Consider the following 19,041-nt stretch of genomic DNA (forward strand, 5'->3'; position numbering starts at 1 on the left):
GCGCGCATGATGCGCGCGTCGCGCCGGTAGCTCAGCTGGATAGAGCACCAGACTACGAATCTGGGGGTCGGGAGTTCGAATCTTCCCCGGCGCGCCAATTTTCCCCGAATAGAATCAGACACTTCGCGAAGCAGCGGCCCGCAGCTAGTTGAGCCTTCCGAGGCGTTGGATCACAAATAGGGTCACATTTGTGCAAAGCAGATCAGGCCCTGGGGCTCAGCGGGGAGAGAGCAAGGCGTCGTGGCGCGATACCCTCATACGAGTTGATCAGCTCTCGGCCTTTGAATTCGATCGAATACGATATCATCATTCTCAAATTTCGATCTGTTGCGGAGAGCACCATGAGTTCGGCCGCAGGCCAAGATGGACCACTTGACCGTGCCTTTGCGGTCCTCGATTACGTTGCAGGTCAGCTCAAAGCCGTATCGGCCGCCGACATTGCGAGGGATCTTGCTCTTCCGCTGCCCACCGCGCACCGATTGATCGGAAATCTCGAAGACCGCGGCTTCCTGCAGCGGGCACCTGGCACCAAGCGATATTTCGTTGGCAACAAGCTGGTGACGCTGGCGGGTAAGACCATCGGGTCAGCTTTCCGGACCTCTCGTCGTCATGCCTTGCTGCAGGCTGTAGCAGCGGAGATTGGCGAACAATGTGAAATCGGCATCGTTCGGAACAACGCCATCGTCTATGTGGACAGCGTGCGAGTCTCGGCGCCGCAGGGCCTACAGTTTGATCCCGGCAGCGGGGCTCCGCTCTACTGCACGTCGACCGGCAAGATCTACATGAGCCGGCTGCCAGCGCGCGCACGAGAGCGGTTGGTCCGATCTCTCGTCATGCAGCAGCACACCGAACGAACCATCACGGATCCGGACGCGCTGCTTGCCGTGCTGGAGGAAACCAGGCGGACCGGTTGGGCGAAAACCAATGAGGAGTTCGTCAAAGGCGTGGTCGGTTGCGCAGTTCCGATCATGTCGCCTGAGGGCACCTTGATCGCCTGCCTTGGCGTCTCCGTTCCGGTCGCTCGCGTCAGTTTCGAGGACCTCAACCGGTTCCGCGCCCCATTGCTTCGCGCGGCGCGCCTTCTTTCAGAAACGATCCTGCAGACTGACTCTGATTTCGAAGCGGCTGCTCTCGATGATGAACGGGCCTGAGATGCTTCGAGGACTTCAGACGCTCATGATGACCGGGGCATGAATTCTCAATTTTCGGAATAAAATTTGCCCGTAAATCGATAAACGCATAGACGAGGTGGGTTTTTCGCCTATGCTTTTTGGCAATCGCCGCGGTTGCGCAGACTTCGATCATCACAACGGGCGATTGGTGATCCGCAAATTCAGAACTGGTTCGGCTTCTCCGAAACAGGAGGAGGGACGTGCGCCACGCAACGGGAGCGCCGTCTGCCGTCCAGGATGGAGAGGTTATGGTGAAATACTTTGACGTGCAGGCGATCAGAAAACTTTTTCCTGCCGTCGAAAAGCTGGTTTACCTCGATTCCGGCTTCCAAACGCCTCTTTCGCGACCGGTGAAGGAGGCGCTGGAGACCTTCATTCGCGAAGGCTACGAGACTGCCGGACCAAAATCGATCTGGATCGATCGGATGGAAGCGACACGCGCGAAAGTCGCGCGTTTGCTGAACGCTGCGCCGCAGGAGATCGCGTTCACCAAGAACACGTCCGAGAGCATGAACATCGCAGCCAACGCGCTGCCGCTGAAGCCCGGCGACAACGTGCTGATGGTCCATGGCGACCATCCCAACAACACCTATGCCTTTCTGAATCTCAAGAGGAAGGGAATCGAGACTCGCTTTGTTCCGATGACGGAAGTGATCGATGCCGACAGCTTCCGTCCGCGCATTGATGCCAACACCAAGGCGATCTCGATGTCGCATGTGACCTTCCATGCCGGCCACCGCTTCGACATCTATGGCGTCGGCGACCTCTGCAAGGAGCGAAATCTCTATTACGTTCTCGACATTATGCAGGCTGTCGGGGTGGTGCCGATCGATGCCAAGAGAACCGGTGCGTGTTTCATTGGTTCGGGCACCCACAAAGGTCTGCTCGTCCCGCAGGGGCTCGGCTTCCTCTACTGGAACCGCGAATTGACCGAGCTAGAGCCGGCCTACCTTGCGGCGATCAGCCTCGCCACCCCGCCGTCCGACTTCATCGCACGACCGGACGACATGGCGCCGGCGCCGACAGCCGGCCGGTTCGAGATCGGCAATTTCAACCTCCCTGCGATCCACGCGCTCGGTGCCGCGCTCGACCTGATCGAGTCCATCGGCGTCGAAAACATCCAGAATCACTGCTTCGATCTCGGCGACAGGCTGATCGCCGGCCTCGATCAACTCGGCATTGCTCTCGTCGGGCCACGCCACCGGGAAAATCGAGCGCCGCACATCTATGTGGCCGCGCTGCCCGCAGCCGAATGGATCGACTTTCTTACCGAAAAGGGCGTGCGCGTTTCGCCCGAGCGCGACGGCATCCGCATCTCCCTCGGCATGTTCAACACCGCATCCGACGTCGATCGTTTTCTCGACGCGGTCCGGCAACGCTTGTCGGCGGCACGATCCAATAAGGCAGCCTGATCGCTTCTGGGCCGTGCGACAGTGAACGGCACGGTCCCAATAACAACAAGATGAACGACCTCGTGTTCAACCGGAGGGAGCCGCAATGTCCAGATTTCGTACTTTCCTTCTCGCTGCTGCGACAGGCGTGCTTTCGCTCGCCTCCCTCGCCCATGCGGATAGCCCAACGCTCGACCGCATCAAGGCCAATAAGAGCATCTCTCTCGGCTATCGCGAGGCGTCCATTCCGTTCTCCTATCTCGGCGCAGACCAGAAACCGATCGGGTTCTCGTTGGATCTCTGCGCCAAGATCATCGAGCGTCTGCAAGCCGACCTGGGCGTTGGCAAGCTGAACGTCAATCTCGTCGCAGTGAATTCGTCCAACCGCATTCCGCTGATCCAGAACGGCACGGTTGATATTGAGTGCGGCGGCACGGCCAACAACAAGACAAGGCAGGAGCAAGTTTCCTTCAGCGTTGCCACTTTCGTCAGCCAGCCGCGTTGGCTGGTCCAGACGTCGAGTGGCATTCGATCGGCAGCCGATCTGAAGGGGAAGATTGTTGTTGTCACGCAAGGGTCGAACGCCGTTGGGTTTGCGCAGGCGATTTCTTCGCAGGGCAATCTCGGCCTCAAAATCGTCCAGGCCAAGGACCATGCCGAATCCTTTCTGATGCTGAACACCGGCCGCGCGGAGGCCTTCTTGGAGGACGACATTCTCCTCGCTGGCCTCAGGGCAGCTTCTCCGCGGAAAGACACGCTCGCCTTTCTACCGGACCAGTACGACAGGATCTATTATGGCCTGATGTTCACCAAGGGCGACACCGGATTCAAAACCATTGTCGACGACGTGCTTTCGAAGATGATGGCCTCTGGGGAGTTCACCGCGCTTTACAACAAGTGGTTCACGTCTCCCATCCCACCTCGGAATGAGGATCTGGATTTCCCGATGAGCGACGCGCTGAAGGAACGCGTCGCCAATCCGAGCGATGCCGTCAGCAACTGACCTGGAGGGCGGCGCTTAAGAGCGCCGCCGCTCCGGATGGAGCAGAAGGGCAGGCGTGATGTTAGCCATACTCTTCGAGCAGGGCTCCGACGGGAGAACCTATTTTCAGTGGCTCCTTTCCGGACTGGGCTGGACGCTAACTTTGGCCTTCTTTGGTTGGTGGATTGCTTTCGCGATCGGCGTCACGATCGGCGTCTGCCGCACCGTGCAAAACAGGTTCGTTGCTGCTCTGGCGCGGCTTTATGTCGAAATCTTCCGCAATATTCCGGTGCTGGTCCAGATGTTTCTCTGGTATTTCGTGCTGCCGGAACTATTGCCGAAGCCGATCGGCGATTGGGTCAAACAAATGCCGCCGCCGTGGGGCGCATTTTTTCCCGCGCTGGTCTGCCTTTCCTTTTACACTGCCGCCCGGGTCGCCGAACAGGTCAGGGCCGGCATCGAGGCGTTGCCGCGAGGACAGAGCGAAGCGGCGGCCGCACTCGGTCTGAACGGTCGAAAAACCCACCGGCTTGTGATCATTCCCCAGGCGCTGAGGCTGATCATTCCAAGTCTCACCAGCGAGGTGATGGGCATCTACAAAAACACTTCAGTCGCCCTGACGATCGGCTTGATGGAACTCACCGCCCAAGCCCGGCAGATCAGCGAAGAGACCTTCAAGACGTTCGCCGCGTTCGCGGCTGCGACCGTCATCTATTTGATGCTCGCTCTGGTGGTGTACCAGCTCATGATCTGGATCGATAATGCGTGGAAAATCCCCGGCACGGCTCAAGCCAAGCAGAAGGAGAGACGCTCGCTCTTCGCTCGCATGCCTGAAAGAGCGTCCACATGAACGCGCTGGACTTCACCGTCGTCTACGACAGCTTGCCCTATCTGCTCGACGGCCTCCGATTCTCGCTGCTGCTGACCGCCGTGGCCTTCGCCGCGGGAATGACCTTAGGGACGGGGCTGGCGCTCGTGCAGCACCTTGAGATTCCGGTCGCAGCACAGGCCGCGCGCGCCTACGTCGCCCTCATCCGGTCGATACCACTCATTCTTGTCCTGTTCTGGTTCTTCTTCCTGGTACCGTTGATCATCGGGTGGGTGATCAACAATGGTCACCCCGTGCCGATCGGGGGTATCTGGACAGCATTCATCACATTTTCCCTGTTCGAAGCAGCCTATTACTCCGAGATCATCCGCGTTGGCCTGCGATCATTGAACAAGGGGCAGTATGAGGCCGCACGAGCGCTTTCCCTCTCAACCTGCAAGACCTACCGTCTGGTAATCCTCCCCCAGGTGGTGCGCGTGGCGAGCCCGATTATTTTGAGCCAAACAATTATTCTGTTTCAGGACACCTCGCTCGTTTACGTACTATCTCTGACCGATCTCGTCGGTGCAGCCTCAAAGATCGCACAGCTCAACGGCCGGTTGGTCGAAATGTATCTCACCGTCGCTGTGGTCTACCTCGCCATATGCTGCACAGCATCGCAGCTGGTCGCCTATCTGCAGCAGCGCACTCAGCTTCAGACCAGTCGGTGACGGTGAGCACAAAGTGGTCATGTTGAAAACCGCCGTCGCCAGTAATGGCGACGACCGTTGGCACGGCAGAGTTTGCGGCCGGGTTGATCAGGCTTCCTCCTGCATCTCATCGATAAGGAAATCCACGAACGCGCGCACCTTGGGCAGGACATACTGGCGGGACGGATAGACCACGTAGATCGAGGTCTCGACCGGCGTCCAGTCGTCCAGCACCGTCGTGAGCCTTCCTTCCGCGATGTCCTTTTCCACATAGATGCGCGGAATGAGGCTCAGCCCGAAGCCGGCAAGCAGGGCGTCGCGCACCGCAAGGCTCGTCGTGACCTTGTAGCGGCCGCCGATCGCCACCCGCACAGTCCGCTCCTTTCGCGTGAAAGACCATTCCTGCGCATGGCCGGAGAGCGTGAACTGCACGCAATTGTGCGAGCGCAGGTTTTCCGGCTCGCGCGGTCGACCTGCACGAGCGAAATAGCCGGGCGAAGCACAGACCACATGGTGCAACGTCATTAGCTTGCGCGCGATCAGGCTGGAATCTTCCAGCCGATCGCTGCCGCGAATGGCAAGGTCGATCCCTTCCTTGACGAGGTCCACCCGGCGATCTTCGAGCTTCAGGTCGAGTGTCAGATCGGGATGGCGGTCTAGAAAGCCGACGATTGCATTCGATAGGCGCGTCAGCGTGAAGGCCATCGGCGCGCTGACGCGCAAGAGACCACTCGGCATGCGCTGCAGGGGGCCGAGCGAACTGTCGGCTTCCGCAAGGTCATCGAGAATGCGGGCAATCTGCTCGAAGTAGCGCTCGCCAGCCTCCGTCAGGCTCATGCGGCGGGTGGTGCGATTGAGCAGCCGCACGCTCAGATGCGCCTCCAGCTCCCGGATGTTCTTGCTGACAGCAGCGGGCGAGAGCCCCATCCGGCGGGCGGCTTCCGCGAACGAGCCCTGCTCCACAGTCTGGCGAAACACCCTGATGGCCTGCAATTGATCCACGATTATTCACCGACAGTCGCGAGTTCCGGTACCATATAGCGAATTATCGGAATTACTGGAAAGAATTATCTCAATCTCGTCAGCGGCACACCTGCCACGGAAAGAAGTCTTATGAGCTGTCAAAGGTCGAGACAGATGAAGAATCCGATCATCGCCGCCATCGAAAGCCGCGTCTCCGCAAACCTGTTCGATGCCGAAAGGGCGCTCAGCGATGAGCACATCGAGGAGCTTACAAGGCTCGCCACGCGCGCGCCCACTGCCTACAATCTCCAGAACTGGCGCTTCATCGCCGTCAGAACGCCTGAGGCGAAAGCGCGCCTTCAGGCCGCCGCTTATGGGCAGGCCAAGGTGGCGAGGCCGCAGTCACCTATATCGTCTGCGGAAAGCTGCCCTCGCACACGGTCATGAAAGAGCGCCTCAGGCCCTCCGTTGAAGCGGGCTTCATGCCGGCCGAAATGGTCGCCGCCTGGACGCAGGCTGTGGAAAACACCTATAGCGGCAATCCGGAAAAACAGCGTGACGAGGCCGTTCGCACGGCAACGCTCGGCGCCGCCTTTCTGATGTTCGCGGCGGAAGCCTACGGACTTGCTACCGGGCCGATGGTCGGTTTCGAGCCGACGGCCGTCGCGCGCCAATTCAGCCTTGCCGCCGACGAGATCCCGGTGATGCTGGTCGCGGTGGGATACGCCCGCGAAGGCAATTGGCCGCAAAAGCCGAGACTGCCGGTTCCCCGCGTCCTGGAGAGCATCTGAGCCGGCCGCCGTTCCGGTATTGCTTATCCATCATACATTCACTGACGGCAACAGGCCTGACAAAGTCGCGCGTCCGTTGAAGGAGAAGGAAAGTGAAGAACAGTAGTGCAACGGGCGCGCATCTGGGAATGCTGTTATGGGCCTTGATCGTCGGCGCGTCCTTTCCGGTCGTCGGCCTCCTGAGCGAAGGACTGCCGCCGCTGCTTCTGACGGCGATGCGCTTTGCGATCGCAGCACTTGCGATGCTGCCGATGGCATGGCGCGCGGGGCCGGCGGTGCCGAACCTTCGGGGCATGCTGCTTTACGCAATCATGGGACTGTGCCTCGCCGGATTCTTCGGTGTCATGTTCTGGGCAGCCCATCGGGTGAGCGCGCTTTCCATGGCGGCTCTGTTCGTTTCCATGCCGCTGCTGGCTTACGGCCTTGGACGGGTTTTTGGTCTGGAAGCGCGCACCCATCGCCTGCCGGCCATCCTCGCACTGGGGGCGGTCGGGGCTCTGGCGCTGGCGCTTGCCCAGAGCGGTGGCGATCTGCGGGGATTGCAGTTCGGCTGGAGCGAGGGTGCCTTCTTCCTGGGGTGCATCGCGTCGGCGCTTTATCCGGTCCTGTCCAAATGGGGGTTGGCGCGGGGCGTTCTGTCGCGCGACGCGGCCGTGCGTACCTTCTGGAGCCTGGGTTTAGGCGGCGTTCTGATCGCCATTGCCGGGTTTGTCGCCGAGCCGGTTGCCGCGATGTCGCGAATGAGCTTTGGAGACGTGTTGCTGGTTGCCTATCTCGGTATCTTTTCGAGTGGTGCGACCTTTTGGCTGATGCAGCGTGCGACCGGCGCGCTCACACCGGGTGCGGTGACAGCGTACAGCTATCTCGTCCCGTTCGTCTCGATGCTGGTGCTGTTCGTGACCCGCCCGGACCTCATCGGTTGGCAGTGGCTTCCGGGCAGCCTGCTCGTGGTCACGGCGATTGCCCTGCTCTTTCGCGGTAAAGCGGGCCAGCCCGCAGCCCCTGCGCCAGGTGGCGAGGGAACGCTCCGAATGCCGCTAAGATAGCGCCATCCATGTCGTTCAGCACCGCTGAAGAGCCGCCCCGAGGATCGGAAAGGACGCCGGAAGTCTCGCTGCCTGAGCTCTACGACTTCGGGTGAGGTCGATAGGCCGAAATGGACAGGTATTCTGTCGTGGAGCCTCCTCCCTTTCACCTTCGGCGGGTCTCATCACAGTGTAAAATAGGAATAAACACAGGACCCCGTAGTGATAACGATCAACCAGCGTCGTCCCGCTCGAACTCGACGGGCGTAATATCACCTATCTCTTTGATGGCCGTGTCCCGCCTTAAGCTTCACCAGGGCCGCGGCTCCTCCACACGCACGGGCGCCGCTTCCCACCAGTATGGCGTCGTTTTCACCTCGAACTCCCAGAGACAATTGGTGCTTCTGCCCAGATGGTCATCTTGGCTCTCTCCGGATGCTCCAAAGGAAGCATAGGACCTGCAAGGAGAGGAGCGCAGAAAACGTCATGGTATAGGCTTCCGAAGAATGCACGCTGGTCCGCCCTCCGTCCCAAAACTCAAGGCCAATGCCGATTCCGTATTGAAGGGCGAAGGTCGCAAGAATAACAAAGGTATTCATGAACGTATTGGACCGCCCCGCATAGACGATTGGAAATGTCTGGGCAACCAATGCATAGGACAGGGTCACGACGTTGTAGGTTAGGCAAAGGCCGATCCAGAAGACCACGGCAATGGAGACCGGGCCGAAGATGATGCCTGCCTGCGCCATTATGAACAGCGCGGCGCATCCCAGAACAACATGACGGAGCCGGAGGCCGAAGCGCTTCAGCAAAACCGTGACGAGACCGCCTGCCACCGATCCGATCGTCAGGGCGACGGCCATGCCGGCCAGGTTGAAGGCAACCGCCGCACGGTCGAGCCCGGCAATGTCCCGGAACCAGGATGCCGCCCAAAGGCCCTGCAGCGCAGTGCCGGTCGCAAAGCAGATCGCCGTCAATGGCAAGTAGCGCCACATCACGCTGCTCGCGGCGACCACCTGCAAGCCGCGGACCTGATCGGTCCATCGCGGGGACGAGCCAGTTCCTTTCGGCATCGGCGTGAGCACCGCGATGCCGAGCCCGACGAGCAATGTCACCGCGGCGATCAGCGCGAAGAGGCCGCGCCAGTCTACGAATTCCAGCGCCGCCTCAACCGGCGCCGTCGACGCGAGCACACCGAGCCCGCCGATCGCCAGATAGCATGCGTTCGCCAGCGGCAATCTGGCAGGAGGCAGCCACAGGGCCGCGACCTGGAACGCGGACATTAGGCTGCCGCCGAGACCGATGCCGATGAGCGCCCGCGCGATGGTCAGCAGCATCAGGCCATCCGCCATCGCGAATAGCGCAATGCCGAGCGCGGCAACCGCCAGCAGCGCGCTCTGAACGATCTTCGGGCCGTAGGTGTCGAGGAAGACCCCGATCGGCACCTGCATCAGGCCCATGCCAAGAAAATAGCCTGCGGTGAGAAGACCCAAGCCCGCGGCATCGATGCCGAGCTCCGCGACCAGGTCAGGCGCGATGATCGCGTTGACCGAGCGGAAGAAGAGAGACAGGAAATAGCTCAACCCGAAGATCGCCAGGACGAGTGCAAGGCGCTGCGCCGTCATGGCCCCTGATCCTCGGCGCTCGTCCTTCATCAATTCATCTGGCTGGGGAGAAAGAGGGCAATCTGCGGGAATATCGTGAGGATCGCGACCCCAGCAAGGAGCAGCAACCAGTATGGCACCGATGCTCGCGCAGCTTCGAGGAGGGTGACCTTGTTGCCGGTGATGCCGGTCAAAACGTAGAGATTCATTCCGACGGGCGGCGTCAGCATGCCGATCTCGATGAGAATGGTGATCACGACGCCAAGCCAAATGGGGTCGAAGCCTATGCCTGTCATGACCGGAAAGACGATGGGCAAGGTCATCAGCATCAGCGAGATGCCGTCGAAAAAACATCCGAGCACCAAGTAGAAGACGACCACAGCCAGCAGCACCTGGATCGGCGTGAGCGACATCGACTGGATCCAGCTCAGCACCTCATAAGGCACGCCGAGAATGCTGATGGCCTGCGCCAGGACCAAGGCGCCCAGCATCACGATGCCGATTGCGACGAAAACCTGGACGGAGTCGACGAAAGCGCGCCACAGCTTGCGCAGGTTGAGCTCGCCCCAGGCAAATCCAAGGACAACTGCCGCCGCAACGCCGAGGCCCGCCGCCTCAGTGGGCGTTGCAAGGCCGAGATAGATCGTCCCGAGCACCGCGAAGACGAGGAATGCCAGAGGCCATATCGCGGCAAGTCCATACAGGGCGGCGCGGACGCCGACACGTTCGCCGCCTTGGGGCACGACACCGGGATTTCGGCGTGCGATGACAATGATCAACAGCATCATCATCACCGCCAGCATGATGCCCGGCACGAGCCCAGCCAGAAACAACCGCCCAATGGAGACCTGTTGCGTCGCGCCATAGATGAGCAGCGACAGGCTTGGCGGGATCAGGAGACCGAGTGTGCCGCCGGCAGCGAGCGTTCCAACCACGGTGGCGGGATTGTAGCCGCGCTTCTCGAGCTCCGGATAGGCAACCGAGCCGACCGCCGCAGCGGTTGCCGTGCTCGCGCCGGAGACCGCGCCGAACATGGCGCTGACGGCGATATTGGTGTGCAGCAGCTTGCCGGGCACGCGGGTGAAGAGCGGCGAGATCGCGGAGTACAAGCGGGTGCTGACCCCGCTCACCAGCATGATCTCGCCCATGAAGATGAACAGCGGGACGGCGCTCAGGGTGAATTCGTTGAAGACATTCCAAACCGCCGTGACCGCGAGATCGGTCGCGCCACCAACCTCGAAATAAAGGATGGCGAGACCTGTGAGGGCAAGCCCAAGGCCGATGGGAACGCCCGTGATGCCGGTGATTACGAAACCGGCGAGAATGATGAGCCACACCATCAATCGGCCCCCGGATGGTCAACCCCGTCGGGGGAGGCCGATAGCGGAGACGGCACGATCATGCGAATGAGACCGGCCAGCCCGGCCAGGGCGCAGGAGATCGGCAGAACCGCGGTCCACGGCCAAAGGAGCAGCCGGCTCCCGGCACTGCGCGTTTCAAGCGCGATCGCCGTGTTCATGTAGTCGAGGGTCAAATAGCCGAACCATACGCAGAAGACGACGAGGAGCCCGTTGGCCACGCGATCCATCAGCGAACGCAAGGGCGGGGGCAGCAGGTCGGGAAGGATCGTCACGCGAATATGCTTCTCGCGCAGGGTGCAGGCTGGAAACCCCACAAAGATCATGGTGATGAACAGGAGCCCGACGATCTCCTCGGTGAAGGCGAAGGGCGCGCCGACCAGGTAGCGCATGGTGGAGGCGAGCACGACGAACACCGCCATCGCCATCGCGACCAGCGCAGCCGCCGCTGAGAGCAGGCTTGCGACGCGATCTGCCCAGTGGACGACCCTCCCCACGACGTCACCCCCCATTGCAAAGATACGCATTCGATGGTGGCTACGACTGCCGCCGCGCCGAGGCGGCAGTCACAGCCATGGCTGTTGTCACTCGACCACTTTGCGAAGAACTTCGTAGTTCTCCTGTGCTGTCTTGCCGGCCGACATGGAGAGATCGTGCCAGGTCTCGCGCGCGGCCTTCGTGAAGGATGCCTGGTCCGCCTCAGGGAAGGGTTCGATGAGTGTGCCGCCACCTTCCTGATAGATCTTGAGCGCTTTCTCGTCGTTCTCACCGCTCAGATAGGACGCGAAGGACGCTTCCTGGGCGGCTTTCGCCTCTTCCTCCAATACCTTCTGAAGGTCTGGCGAAAGCGCATCGAAGGACGATTGTGCCGCAAGCAGGTTCAGGGGGTGAAGAACATAGGGAAAGAGGTAACTGGCATAGGGCGCGACCTCCTGCAGGGAAACCGTGACCGCAAGGCCGATGGGATAGACCGCGCAGTCGACGACGCCTGTCTGCATGGCGACATAGAGATCGTTCTGCCCGATGATCTGTGCGGAGACGCCGAGCTTCTTGAAGACGTCCACATGGAACTGCTCCCAGACGCGGAGCTTCTTGCCGCGCAGCTGCTCGAGGCTGTGGATCGGCTCCTTGCACAGGATATGCGTGTCGCGCACCGCGTGTCCGATGAAGCCCAGCAGCTTTATGCCGACGTCGTCGTACGTCTTGCCGTAAATGTTGGCCAGTTGCGGCAGAATTTCCTTGAGCGTTTCGGGCTGGGAGATTACGCCCGGCGGCAGGATATAGGCGTATTCCGGCCGGTCTCGCGTCAGATAACCCGGATAGAGCCCGGCAGCCTGAATGATCGAGCCGCGCGGCAGGATGCGCAGGATGTCGGCATCCTTGATCCCTAAGCTGCCACTGGCAAACAGCTTGATGTTGAGCCTGTCGCCGGCACGCTCGTTCACCCGGTCCACAAACGCCTGATAGGCCTGCGCTTCCGGACGCGCCGGCACCCAGACCATGTGCATTTTCCAGTCTGTCTCAGCGGCCTGGGCCGTAGGCGCCTCGGGCCCTATCCCCATCGCGGCGGAGATCAGTGCCGCCGCCCCTAAAATCGATCCCACGATCACTCTGCGTAGTGGCATGTCTTCCTCCTCCACCTTTTGTTGGTTCCCTCTCGGGCGGTAAGCCGTTCCGAAAGCCGGTATCCACTTTTCGGGATCATGCTCTAGCCCTCGCTCACCCCATAAAGCTCCCGAGCTGCCTCGCGGCTCACCTTGCCATTTGCAATATCCTGCTCGACGCGCGCCTTGTCCCGTTCCTTCGGATCACCGAAGCCGCCGGCGCCGGCCGTCTCGATGAGCACGCGATCGCCAGGAAAAAGGCGGCAAACGAGCTTCGAAGGCACAATCTCGACCTCGCCGCTGGCGCGGTAGATGGTCGTCCGCGCCATCATGCCCGGCAGGCCGCCTTCCGCGCCCGAAGCAGCACAAAAATGGCGCTCCCCGCGATGGGTGAAGACCACCTCGCCGTCGAGAACCTCGTATTCGCGCTCAATCCCCAGGCCGCCCCGGAAACGTCCCGCTCCGCCGGAGTCGCGGCGCAGGATGGTCTTGTTGATGCGGATCGGCGCATCGCGCTCGAAAGCCTCCACGGGCAGGTTCATGCAGTTGGTGGCGTCTGTCTCCACCACGTCCACCCCGTCGCTGTTCGGCCCCGCGCCGCTGCCCCCGGCAATCAGCTCGCCAACCACATAGCGCTTTCCATCCTTCCAGGTTCCGCCGAACATGAGCGCCAGCATCTCTCCGGCGGCATCCGCGCCGATCACCTCCGGCATGATCTCGCGCAGCGCCCCGAGGATTGCGCCTGTCGCCCGCTTTATCGTGGCGGTGCGCGAGTTCACGGGCGCCGGTTCCTTGGGGTTGAGGATGCTGCCTTCCGGCAGGTTCAGCTCGACCGGTCGAAAACAGCCGCCATTCGTCGGGATGTGCTGCCCGGTGATGGTCCGCAACGCAAAGTAGGCCGCGGCCTGGCTGCCGGACGGCACCACGTTGAACGGCCCGCGGACCTGGGCGCTGGTCCCGGTGAAGTCGCACAGGAACGTGCCGTCCTTGATGGTCACGGCCACCTCGATGCGGATGCGCTTATCGAGGTCGATGCCGTCATTGTCGTTGAAATCCACGTAGCGGTAGGTCCCCTCGGGAATGGCCCGCAAGGCCTCCCGGGTCATCTGTTCGGAGCGGTCGAGGAGATCGGCGAAAATCGACAGCAGCATGTTGCTGCCGTAGGTTTCCGCGACCTCGGCGACTCGCCGGGCCCCCACCGAGCACGCTGAGACCTGGGCGTGGATATCCCCCATGAAGACGTCCGGTATACGGCTGTTCAGCCGCAGGATCCTGACGACCGTCTCGTTGAAATCGTGCGGGCCGTCGCGGAATTTCAAGGGTGGCAGGCGCAGCCCCTCCTGATGGATCTCCGTGGCGTTCGTCGGGATGGACCCCGGTGCCATGCCGCCGACATCCTGATGGTGGGTCATGGTCGCTGCGAAGGCGATGGGCCGGCCGTCGGCGAAGATCGGCATCACCAGGGCAATATCGGGAAGATGCGTGCCGCCGAGATAGGGGTCGTTCATCAGATAGATGTCGCCCTCTTTCATGGTGGAGGGCGGGAACTCCGCGATGATCCGCCGAACCACGGGGATCATCGTGGCGAGATGAATCGGAATGGCGATCGCCTGGGCCAGAGACTCGCCCTCAAGGGTGAACAGGCTCGCCGAGGCGTCGAGCCCCTCGCGCACGATCGGCGAGAAGGATGAACGCAGCAGCGTCGATTCCATCTCATTGGCGATCCCGTCCAGCTTGTTGCGAACGACCTCGACGGTGATCGGATCGAGTTGGTGATGATGTTTGAGCATCCCGTATCTCTCAGTCCCGGCCAAGAAGGATATTGCCGCCATCGAGCACCGTGACGTGCCAGCCGGGCTCGACGAGTGTGGTGGTATCGGCCTGTTCCAGGATCGCCGGCCCGTCAAATGTGGTTCCCGGCGCGAGCTGCGCCCGGTCGTAGATGGCTGCATCGACGGTCTCTGGATGACCGGCGAAGATAACCCGGCGATGGCCCTTCAGCCCATCGCCGCCCGTGTTCGGCGCATCGGCCTTGTCGATAATCTTGCTGCCGCCCGCCCGATGAATTGCCCTCAGGTTGACGATGCAGGTCGGTGCATCGGTGCTATGCCCGAATACTCGATGATGCGCCGCCTTGAAGCCCTCGTGCAACTGGCGCGCGGTATCGTCCCCGACGGTAAAGGGCACTTCCAGATAATGCGACTGGCCGATATAGCAGACATCGGCGAAATAGCGCGTTTCGACACTGTCGGACGCCACCTTCTCCAGGGCCATCAGTTCCGAGCAGCGGCGGTCGAGTTCCGCAAGGGTTTCCCGAAGGGCCGGCAGCGACAGCTTGGCGAGATCCTGCTGAAAGGCCGCTGACGCCTCGTGCTCGATCATGGCCGACAGCAACCCCGTCGCCGAAAGCACACCGGGGTGACGGGGCACCAGAATCTGGGTGATTCCGAGTTCGCCGGCGAGCGCGCTGGCATGAATGCCCCCTGCGCCGCCCAGCGGCAGCAATGCGAATTGACGCGGATCATAGCCCTGGCGGATCGAGACCAGCCGGATGCCTTCCGTCATTTGCGCATTCACGACCCGGTGGATGCCGAGTGCGGCCTCCTCGACCGACATGCCGAGCGGCTCCGCGATCTTTCTTTTGACCGCTTCGAACGCGAGCTCCGGCTGGAGCTTCAGGGTGCCGCCGGCAAAGTAATCCGGGTCGAGATAGCCCAGAACGACGGAAGCGTCGGTTACGGTCGGCTCCTCGCCGCCGCGGCCGTAACAGGCCGGCCCCGGCTCCGAGCCCGCCGAGTGTGGGCCGACGCGCAACCCTCCGACAGGATCCAGCCAGGCGATGCTGCCGCCGCCCGAGCCAATCGCGTTTACGTCCACCATGGGCACGCGTATGTTGTAGCCGCTGACCAGGCCCTCCGGGCGGATCAGCGGCTTGGCGTCACGGATCAGCGCGATATCGGAGCTGGTGCCGCCGATATCGACACTGATGAGATCGGATATACCGCTGGCTTGCCCGACGATCTGGGCGCCGACGACGCCGGCCGCCGGCCCGGACAGGAACAGACGGACCGGCCGCTGCCGCGCGATGGTGCTTGCGGCGATGCCGCCACGCGACTGCATGATCTGCAGCGGACAGGGTATGCCGGCCTCCACGAGGCCATTCTCCAGATTGGCGAGATAGCTGCCGATGACCGGCTTGATATAGGCATCGAAGGTGGTGACAACGGTCCGCTCATATTCGCGGAACGCCGGGTCCACCTCGCATGAGAGCGACAATGCGAGCTCCGGATAGGTTTCGCGAATGATCTGTGCCGCCCGCTGCTCATGCGCCGGGTTTGCAAACGAGAACAGGAAGCAGATCGCAATCCCTTGGGCGCCGGCCTGAACGAGTTCCGCGGCCGCCTTGCGGACGCTGTCTTCGTCGAGAGCGATCACGACCTGGCCCTCGGGCCCGATGCGCTCCACGACCTCTTTCCTCAACGCGCCCGGCGCCAGAAACACCGGCTCCTCCGGCTCCAGGACAGCGGCATACATGGTCTGACGCATCTGCCGGCCGATCTCGAGGATGTCCTTGAAACCGGCGGTGGTCAGAAGACCCGTCTTTGGTCCCTTGCGCTCCAATACGGCGTTCGTCGCCACCGTGGTGCCGTGCACGAAGCGCGCCACGTCAGATGCTTTGACGCTCCACTCCTCACGCAGCCGTTCAATCGCGGCAAGCACAGCCCGGCTCGGATCCTGCCGGGTGGTCGCGACTTTCATGACGCGCAACGGTTTCCCTGGCTCCCGGCAGACCACGTCGGTAAACGTGCCACCGATATCGACGCCAATCTCAATCATCAGAGCTCTTCTTCCTTATGTCTCCCACAGTCGCGAACGCGGTCGTCGGCTTGTGGCTATAGGGGCGATGGCGCGCCGGCCCACACTGGCTGACCATGCACAGCCCGCTGCTTTCAATTGTCTTCTTGTTCAAATTCGACCCCTGTCACGAATCGGCACCACCGAGCGTATGATGGACAGCGCCGGCCGCCACATTCCAGCGTCCTGCACCGCCTAGCCAGGCGATTGGCCTTGAATAGTGCAGGCTGTCATGACACTCATCTGCAACACTAGGCCACACCAATTTGACTTTCAATCAAATTTGGGGCTGATCTTTTTCCGGAGATGCACATCGTGCCGTCAGTTCATGCGGAGAGATTGATGGGGATAGACGACGCGCAGCCTGACGCGGCCGGCATCGGTCGCAGCATCCGTCACCATCGCAAGCGCCACGGGTTGAGCCTGGAACAGGTCTCGACCTCGACCGGCCTGTCGGTCAGCATGATAAGCAAGATCGAACGGGGTCTGAGCTCTCCGTCGGTGCGCTCGCTTTACGCGCTCAGCAGCGCGCTGCAGATCCCCATCGGCGCGTTGTTCAACGAGCAGGACACCGGCACCTCGCATGACCACCAGCCGTGCGATGAGGAGATGGTGGTGCGCGCCCATGCGCGCCGCAAGCTGGACTTCGGCAAGAAGCGCCTGGTGAAGGAGCTGCTGACGCCGCAGCCGATCGGCCAGCTCGAGCTGCTGATGATCATCCTGGCGCCCGGCGGGTCGACGGGCGAGGATGTCTTCTCTCACGACGGGGAAGAGGGCGGCGTGGTCTTGTCAGGGATGCTCGAGCTCTGGGTGGATGAAAAGAAACTGTTGCTGCGGCCAGGCGATAGCTTCACCTTCTCTAGCCGCCGGCCGCATCGCTTCTGCAATGCAGCCGATGAGGAAACCCGGGTCCTGTGGATCAATACGCCACCCATTTACTAATTGCCGTGTTCAATGCATCAAACAGCGCGCGAATTGAGAACGGCAGCGAGTGCATAGGCGAGCACCTGACCATAGGGTGGTGAGAAAAGCTTCGGCGTTCAAACCGGCGGAGGCGCGTCTTTTATTTTGCAGGAAAGCGATTATTGCTTCCTCCATAGGCAGGTAACCGCGCTAAGCCTGCACCTTGAACTCTGCAATGAACTCTGCGCCGTCGGGATGCAGCGTCAACTTGGACCTTCCGTCCAGGGATCGGCTGAACACATCCTCCAGAACGCGCGAGCCGTAACCCTTGCGGGCGGGGGCAGTATCGATCTCGGAACGATGCTCTCGCCAGCGAAACCGGACATGCGTTGCACCGTCTTCACCCAGGCGCACTGTCCAGGTTGCCTCCACCCGGCCTTCGGGCGAGGCCCAGGCACCATGCTTTACGGCATTGGTGGTCAGTTCGTGAACCGCCATGGCAAATGCCTGCGTCGCCTCTCGCGACAGGGCCACATCCGGGCCGTCAAGATCGAAGTTTTCGCCTTTATGGCCGCCCTGGGCGACCAATTCCAAGCGCAGAACCTCGGCCATCAGCACGTCGCGTTTAAGTGGACGCATCAGCAGGTCCTGCGTCCTTGAAAGGGCGTCGAGGCGCATTGCGAAGCTGTCGCGAAACTCGTCAAGCGACCGACTTTCGCGCATGCTCCGGTTCGCCAGCGCCTGCACGCTCGTCAGGATGTTCTTCACCCGGTGATGCAACTCGCCCATCAGAGTCCGCTGCTGCGCCTCCATTTGGCGTTGTTCGGTAACGTCGCGTATCGCCAGCAGGATCAGGTCGAGATGATCGAGACGCCGGCCATTGAGAAGCATGGTGCGCCGTCCGATTGTTTCGAACTCGTGCTCGACCTCGACATCGTCGAAGGCGTTGTCGTCCGGCAGGACATTTTCCAGGAGCTCCCTGAGCCGCGGAATGTCCCACTGCCGGTTGCCGAGTTCATAGACCAGCCGCCCCTCGCTTTCCGCCGGGGATACTTTGAACAAATCGTAGAAGGGTTGGTTTGCCTGAACGACCCTAAGATCCCAGTCGAGCACCAGGAGGGCTTCGCCGACGCTGTCGATCAGCTTTTCCTGGAACTCCCGGTGACCCTCGAGTTCGAACCGGGCCTGCTCGGCCTCTGTCCCGTCCGAGACCGCGAGCAGGATCAGTTCCGGTCGCCCGTTGCCGGCTGGTATCCTCCGGGCGTTCAGGATCATGACCCGCTTACCGATAGCGGGAAACTTGTGCTCGATCCGGTAACCCTTCACCGTAGCGCGCTCGGGCAGGATCTGCTCCAGGAGCCGGCGCAGCTCGGCAATGTCCAATTGCCCATTGCCGAGCCGGTATATCGGCCGGCCGCGTGTCTCCTCGGGAGTGACGCCAAACGTTTCGCAATAGGCGGAGTTGACATCTGCAACGGTGAGATCGGCATTGAGGATCAGCAGCGGCTGATCGAGCGTCTCGATGATCGCTTCCGCAAGCCCTGCCAAGCCGAACCGCTGGGTTGCGGCACCAGTATTCCTGCTGTCATTCCCCCGTCCATATTTCCATAATGTGCACGCACTTCTCGAAAGTCTAGATAACTCTCGAGATGTGTCCGCCAGGCGCCGGTGATCTCCCGCATGGAAAGATTTCCTCCACCTCCGGTTGGGCTTCCTGTGACCGGAAGGGAGAGCCACTATGCAGATCGAGCACAAAGCGGGGGGAGCCAGAAGTGCTGCGTCCCGATCAGCAACTGGCTTGTGATCAGGATCACCGTCACCGCCAGCAGAGCCGGCACACCCGGTACACCGCCGAGTTTCTCGCTATCCTGATCA

At 61.5% G+C, this 19,041-nt stretch carries 18 protein-coding genes and 1 tRNA gene; 10 read left to right on the forward strand and 9 right to left on the reverse strand.

Annotated elements, in window-relative coordinates; genetic code table 11:
• Positions 1-20: 20 nt before the first annotated feature.
• From E4P09_RS00730 to E4P09_RS00755, 6 genes are all read left to right on the forward strand, one after another.
• Positions 21-97, forward strand: a tRNA-Arg gene (locus tag E4P09_RS00730).
• Positions 98-341: 244 nt separating this feature from the next.
• Positions 342-1,151, forward strand: a complete 810-nt coding sequence (locus E4P09_RS00735; RefSeq protein ID WP_137389179.1) for an IclR family transcriptional regulator — start codon at positions 342-344, stop codon at positions 1,149-1,151.
• Between the two features lie 269 nt (positions 1,152-1,420).
• Positions 1,421-2,584 carry an aminotransferase class V-fold PLP-dependent enzyme gene (locus E4P09_RS00740; protein WP_137387687.1) on the forward strand — a complete coding sequence of 388 codons (1,164 nt, stop codon included), beginning with the start codon at positions 1,421-1,423 and terminating at the stop codon, positions 2,582-2,584.
• A gap of 85 nt (positions 2,585-2,669) precedes the next feature.
• Positions 2,670-3,566, forward strand: a complete 897-nt coding sequence (locus E4P09_RS00745) for an amino acid ABC transporter substrate-binding protein (RefSeq protein WP_137387688.1) — start codon at positions 2,670-2,672, stop codon at positions 3,564-3,566.
• Between the two features lie 58 nt (positions 3,567-3,624).
• Entirely contained in the window at positions 3,625-4,395 is a 771-nt protein-coding gene (locus E4P09_RS00750; protein WP_137387689.1) for an amino acid ABC transporter permease, read from the forward strand.
• The gene (locus tag E4P09_RS00755; RefSeq protein ID WP_137387690.1) at positions 4,392-5,084 is read left to right on the forward strand and encodes an amino acid ABC transporter permease; all 693 of its coding nucleotides are present in this window, start codon (positions 4,392-4,394) and stop codon (positions 5,082-5,084) included. The genes E4P09_RS00750 and E4P09_RS00755 overlap by 4 nt, the downstream gene beginning before the upstream one ends.
• 87 nt (positions 5,085-5,171) lie before the next feature.
• Here the strand turns inward: E4P09_RS00755 and E4P09_RS00760 are convergent, their stop codons facing one another.
• Complete coding sequence (locus E4P09_RS00760; RefSeq protein WP_137387691.1) at positions 5,172-6,065, reverse strand: LysR family transcriptional regulator; 894 nt, start codon at positions 6,063-6,065, stop codon at positions 5,172-5,174.
• Positions 6,066-6,200: 135 nt separating this feature from the next.
• On the opposite strand from E4P09_RS00760, the gene E4P09_RS26755 reads away from it, so the two are divergent.
• The 3 genes from E4P09_RS26755 to E4P09_RS00770 all read left to right on the forward strand — a co-directional run bounded on the left by E4P09_RS26755 (position 6,201) and on the right by E4P09_RS00770 (position 7,863).
• On the forward strand, positions 6,201-6,473 hold the full coding sequence (locus tag E4P09_RS26755) for a nitroreductase family protein (protein ID WP_338048971.1): 273 nt from the start codon (positions 6,201-6,203) through the stop codon (positions 6,471-6,473).
• Complete coding sequence (locus tag E4P09_RS26760) at positions 6,470-6,817, forward strand: nitroreductase family protein (protein WP_338048972.1); 348 nt, start codon at positions 6,470-6,472, stop codon at positions 6,815-6,817. The genes E4P09_RS26755 and E4P09_RS26760 overlap by 4 nt, the downstream gene beginning before the upstream one ends.
• 128 nt (positions 6,818-6,945) lie before the next feature.
• Positions 6,946-7,863, forward strand: a complete 918-nt coding sequence (locus tag E4P09_RS00770) for a DMT family transporter (RefSeq protein WP_137389180.1) — start codon at positions 6,946-6,948, stop codon at positions 7,861-7,863.
• A 395-nt stretch (positions 7,864-8,258) separates the two neighbouring features.
• Here E4P09_RS00770 and E4P09_RS00775 read toward each other — a convergent pair whose 3' ends face one another.
• The 6 genes from E4P09_RS00775 to E4P09_RS00800 form a co-directional block, all read right to left on the reverse strand.
• Positions 8,259-9,467, reverse strand: coding sequence for an MFS transporter (locus E4P09_RS00775; RefSeq protein ID WP_170984151.1), 1,209 nt, complete (start codon positions 9,465-9,467; stop codon positions 8,259-8,261).
• A 29-nt stretch (positions 9,468-9,496) separates the two neighbouring features.
• Entirely contained in the window at positions 9,497-10,786 is a 1,290-nt protein-coding gene (locus E4P09_RS00780; protein WP_137387693.1) for a TRAP transporter large permease, read from the reverse strand.
• The gene (locus E4P09_RS00785; protein ID WP_205041982.1) at positions 10,786-11,301 is read right to left on the reverse strand and encodes a TRAP transporter small permease; all 516 of its coding nucleotides are present in this window, start codon (positions 11,299-11,301) and stop codon (positions 10,786-10,788) included. The genes E4P09_RS00780 and E4P09_RS00785 overlap by 1 nt, the downstream gene beginning before the upstream one ends.
• An 87-nt stretch (positions 11,302-11,388) precedes the next feature.
• Entirely contained in the window at positions 11,389-12,429 is a 1,041-nt protein-coding gene (gene dctP, locus E4P09_RS00790) for a TRAP transporter substrate-binding protein DctP (RefSeq protein WP_137387695.1), read from the reverse strand.
• Between the two features lie 83 nt (positions 12,430-12,512).
• Positions 12,513-14,198: a hydantoinase B/oxoprolinase family protein gene (locus E4P09_RS00795; protein WP_170984152.1), complete on the reverse strand. Its 1,686-nt coding sequence runs from the start codon at positions 14,196-14,198 to the stop codon at positions 12,513-12,515.
• A 10-nt stretch (positions 14,199-14,208) separates the two neighbouring features.
• On the reverse strand, positions 14,209-16,245 hold the full coding sequence (locus E4P09_RS00800; protein WP_137387697.1) for a hydantoinase/oxoprolinase family protein: 2,037 nt from the start codon (positions 16,243-16,245) through the stop codon (positions 14,209-14,211).
• Positions 16,246-16,605: 360 nt separating this feature from the next.
• Between E4P09_RS00800 and E4P09_RS00805 the strand changes: the two genes are divergently transcribed.
• Complete coding sequence (locus E4P09_RS00805) at positions 16,606-17,205, forward strand: cupin domain-containing protein (protein WP_170984153.1); 600 nt, start codon at positions 16,606-16,608, stop codon at positions 17,203-17,205.
• 171 nt (positions 17,206-17,376) lie between these two features.
• On the opposite strand, the gene E4P09_RS00810 is transcribed toward E4P09_RS00805, so the two are convergent.
• Positions 17,377-18,903 carry a sensor histidine kinase gene (locus tag E4P09_RS00810; protein WP_239025077.1) on the reverse strand — a complete coding sequence of 509 codons (1,527 nt, stop codon included), beginning with the start codon at positions 18,901-18,903 and terminating at the stop codon, positions 17,377-17,379.
• Positions 18,903-19,004, reverse strand: coding sequence for a hypothetical protein (locus E4P09_RS26830; RefSeq protein ID WP_205041983.1), 102 nt, complete (start codon positions 19,002-19,004; stop codon positions 18,903-18,905). Before E4P09_RS26830 ends, E4P09_RS00810 begins: the two co-directional genes overlap by 1 nt.
• Positions 19,005-19,041: the final 37 nt, after the last annotated feature.

The organism is Rhodoligotrophos defluvii (assembly GCF_005281615.1).
GTDB lineage: Bacteria > Pseudomonadota > Alphaproteobacteria > Rhizobiales > Im1 > Rhodoligotrophos > Rhodoligotrophos defluvii.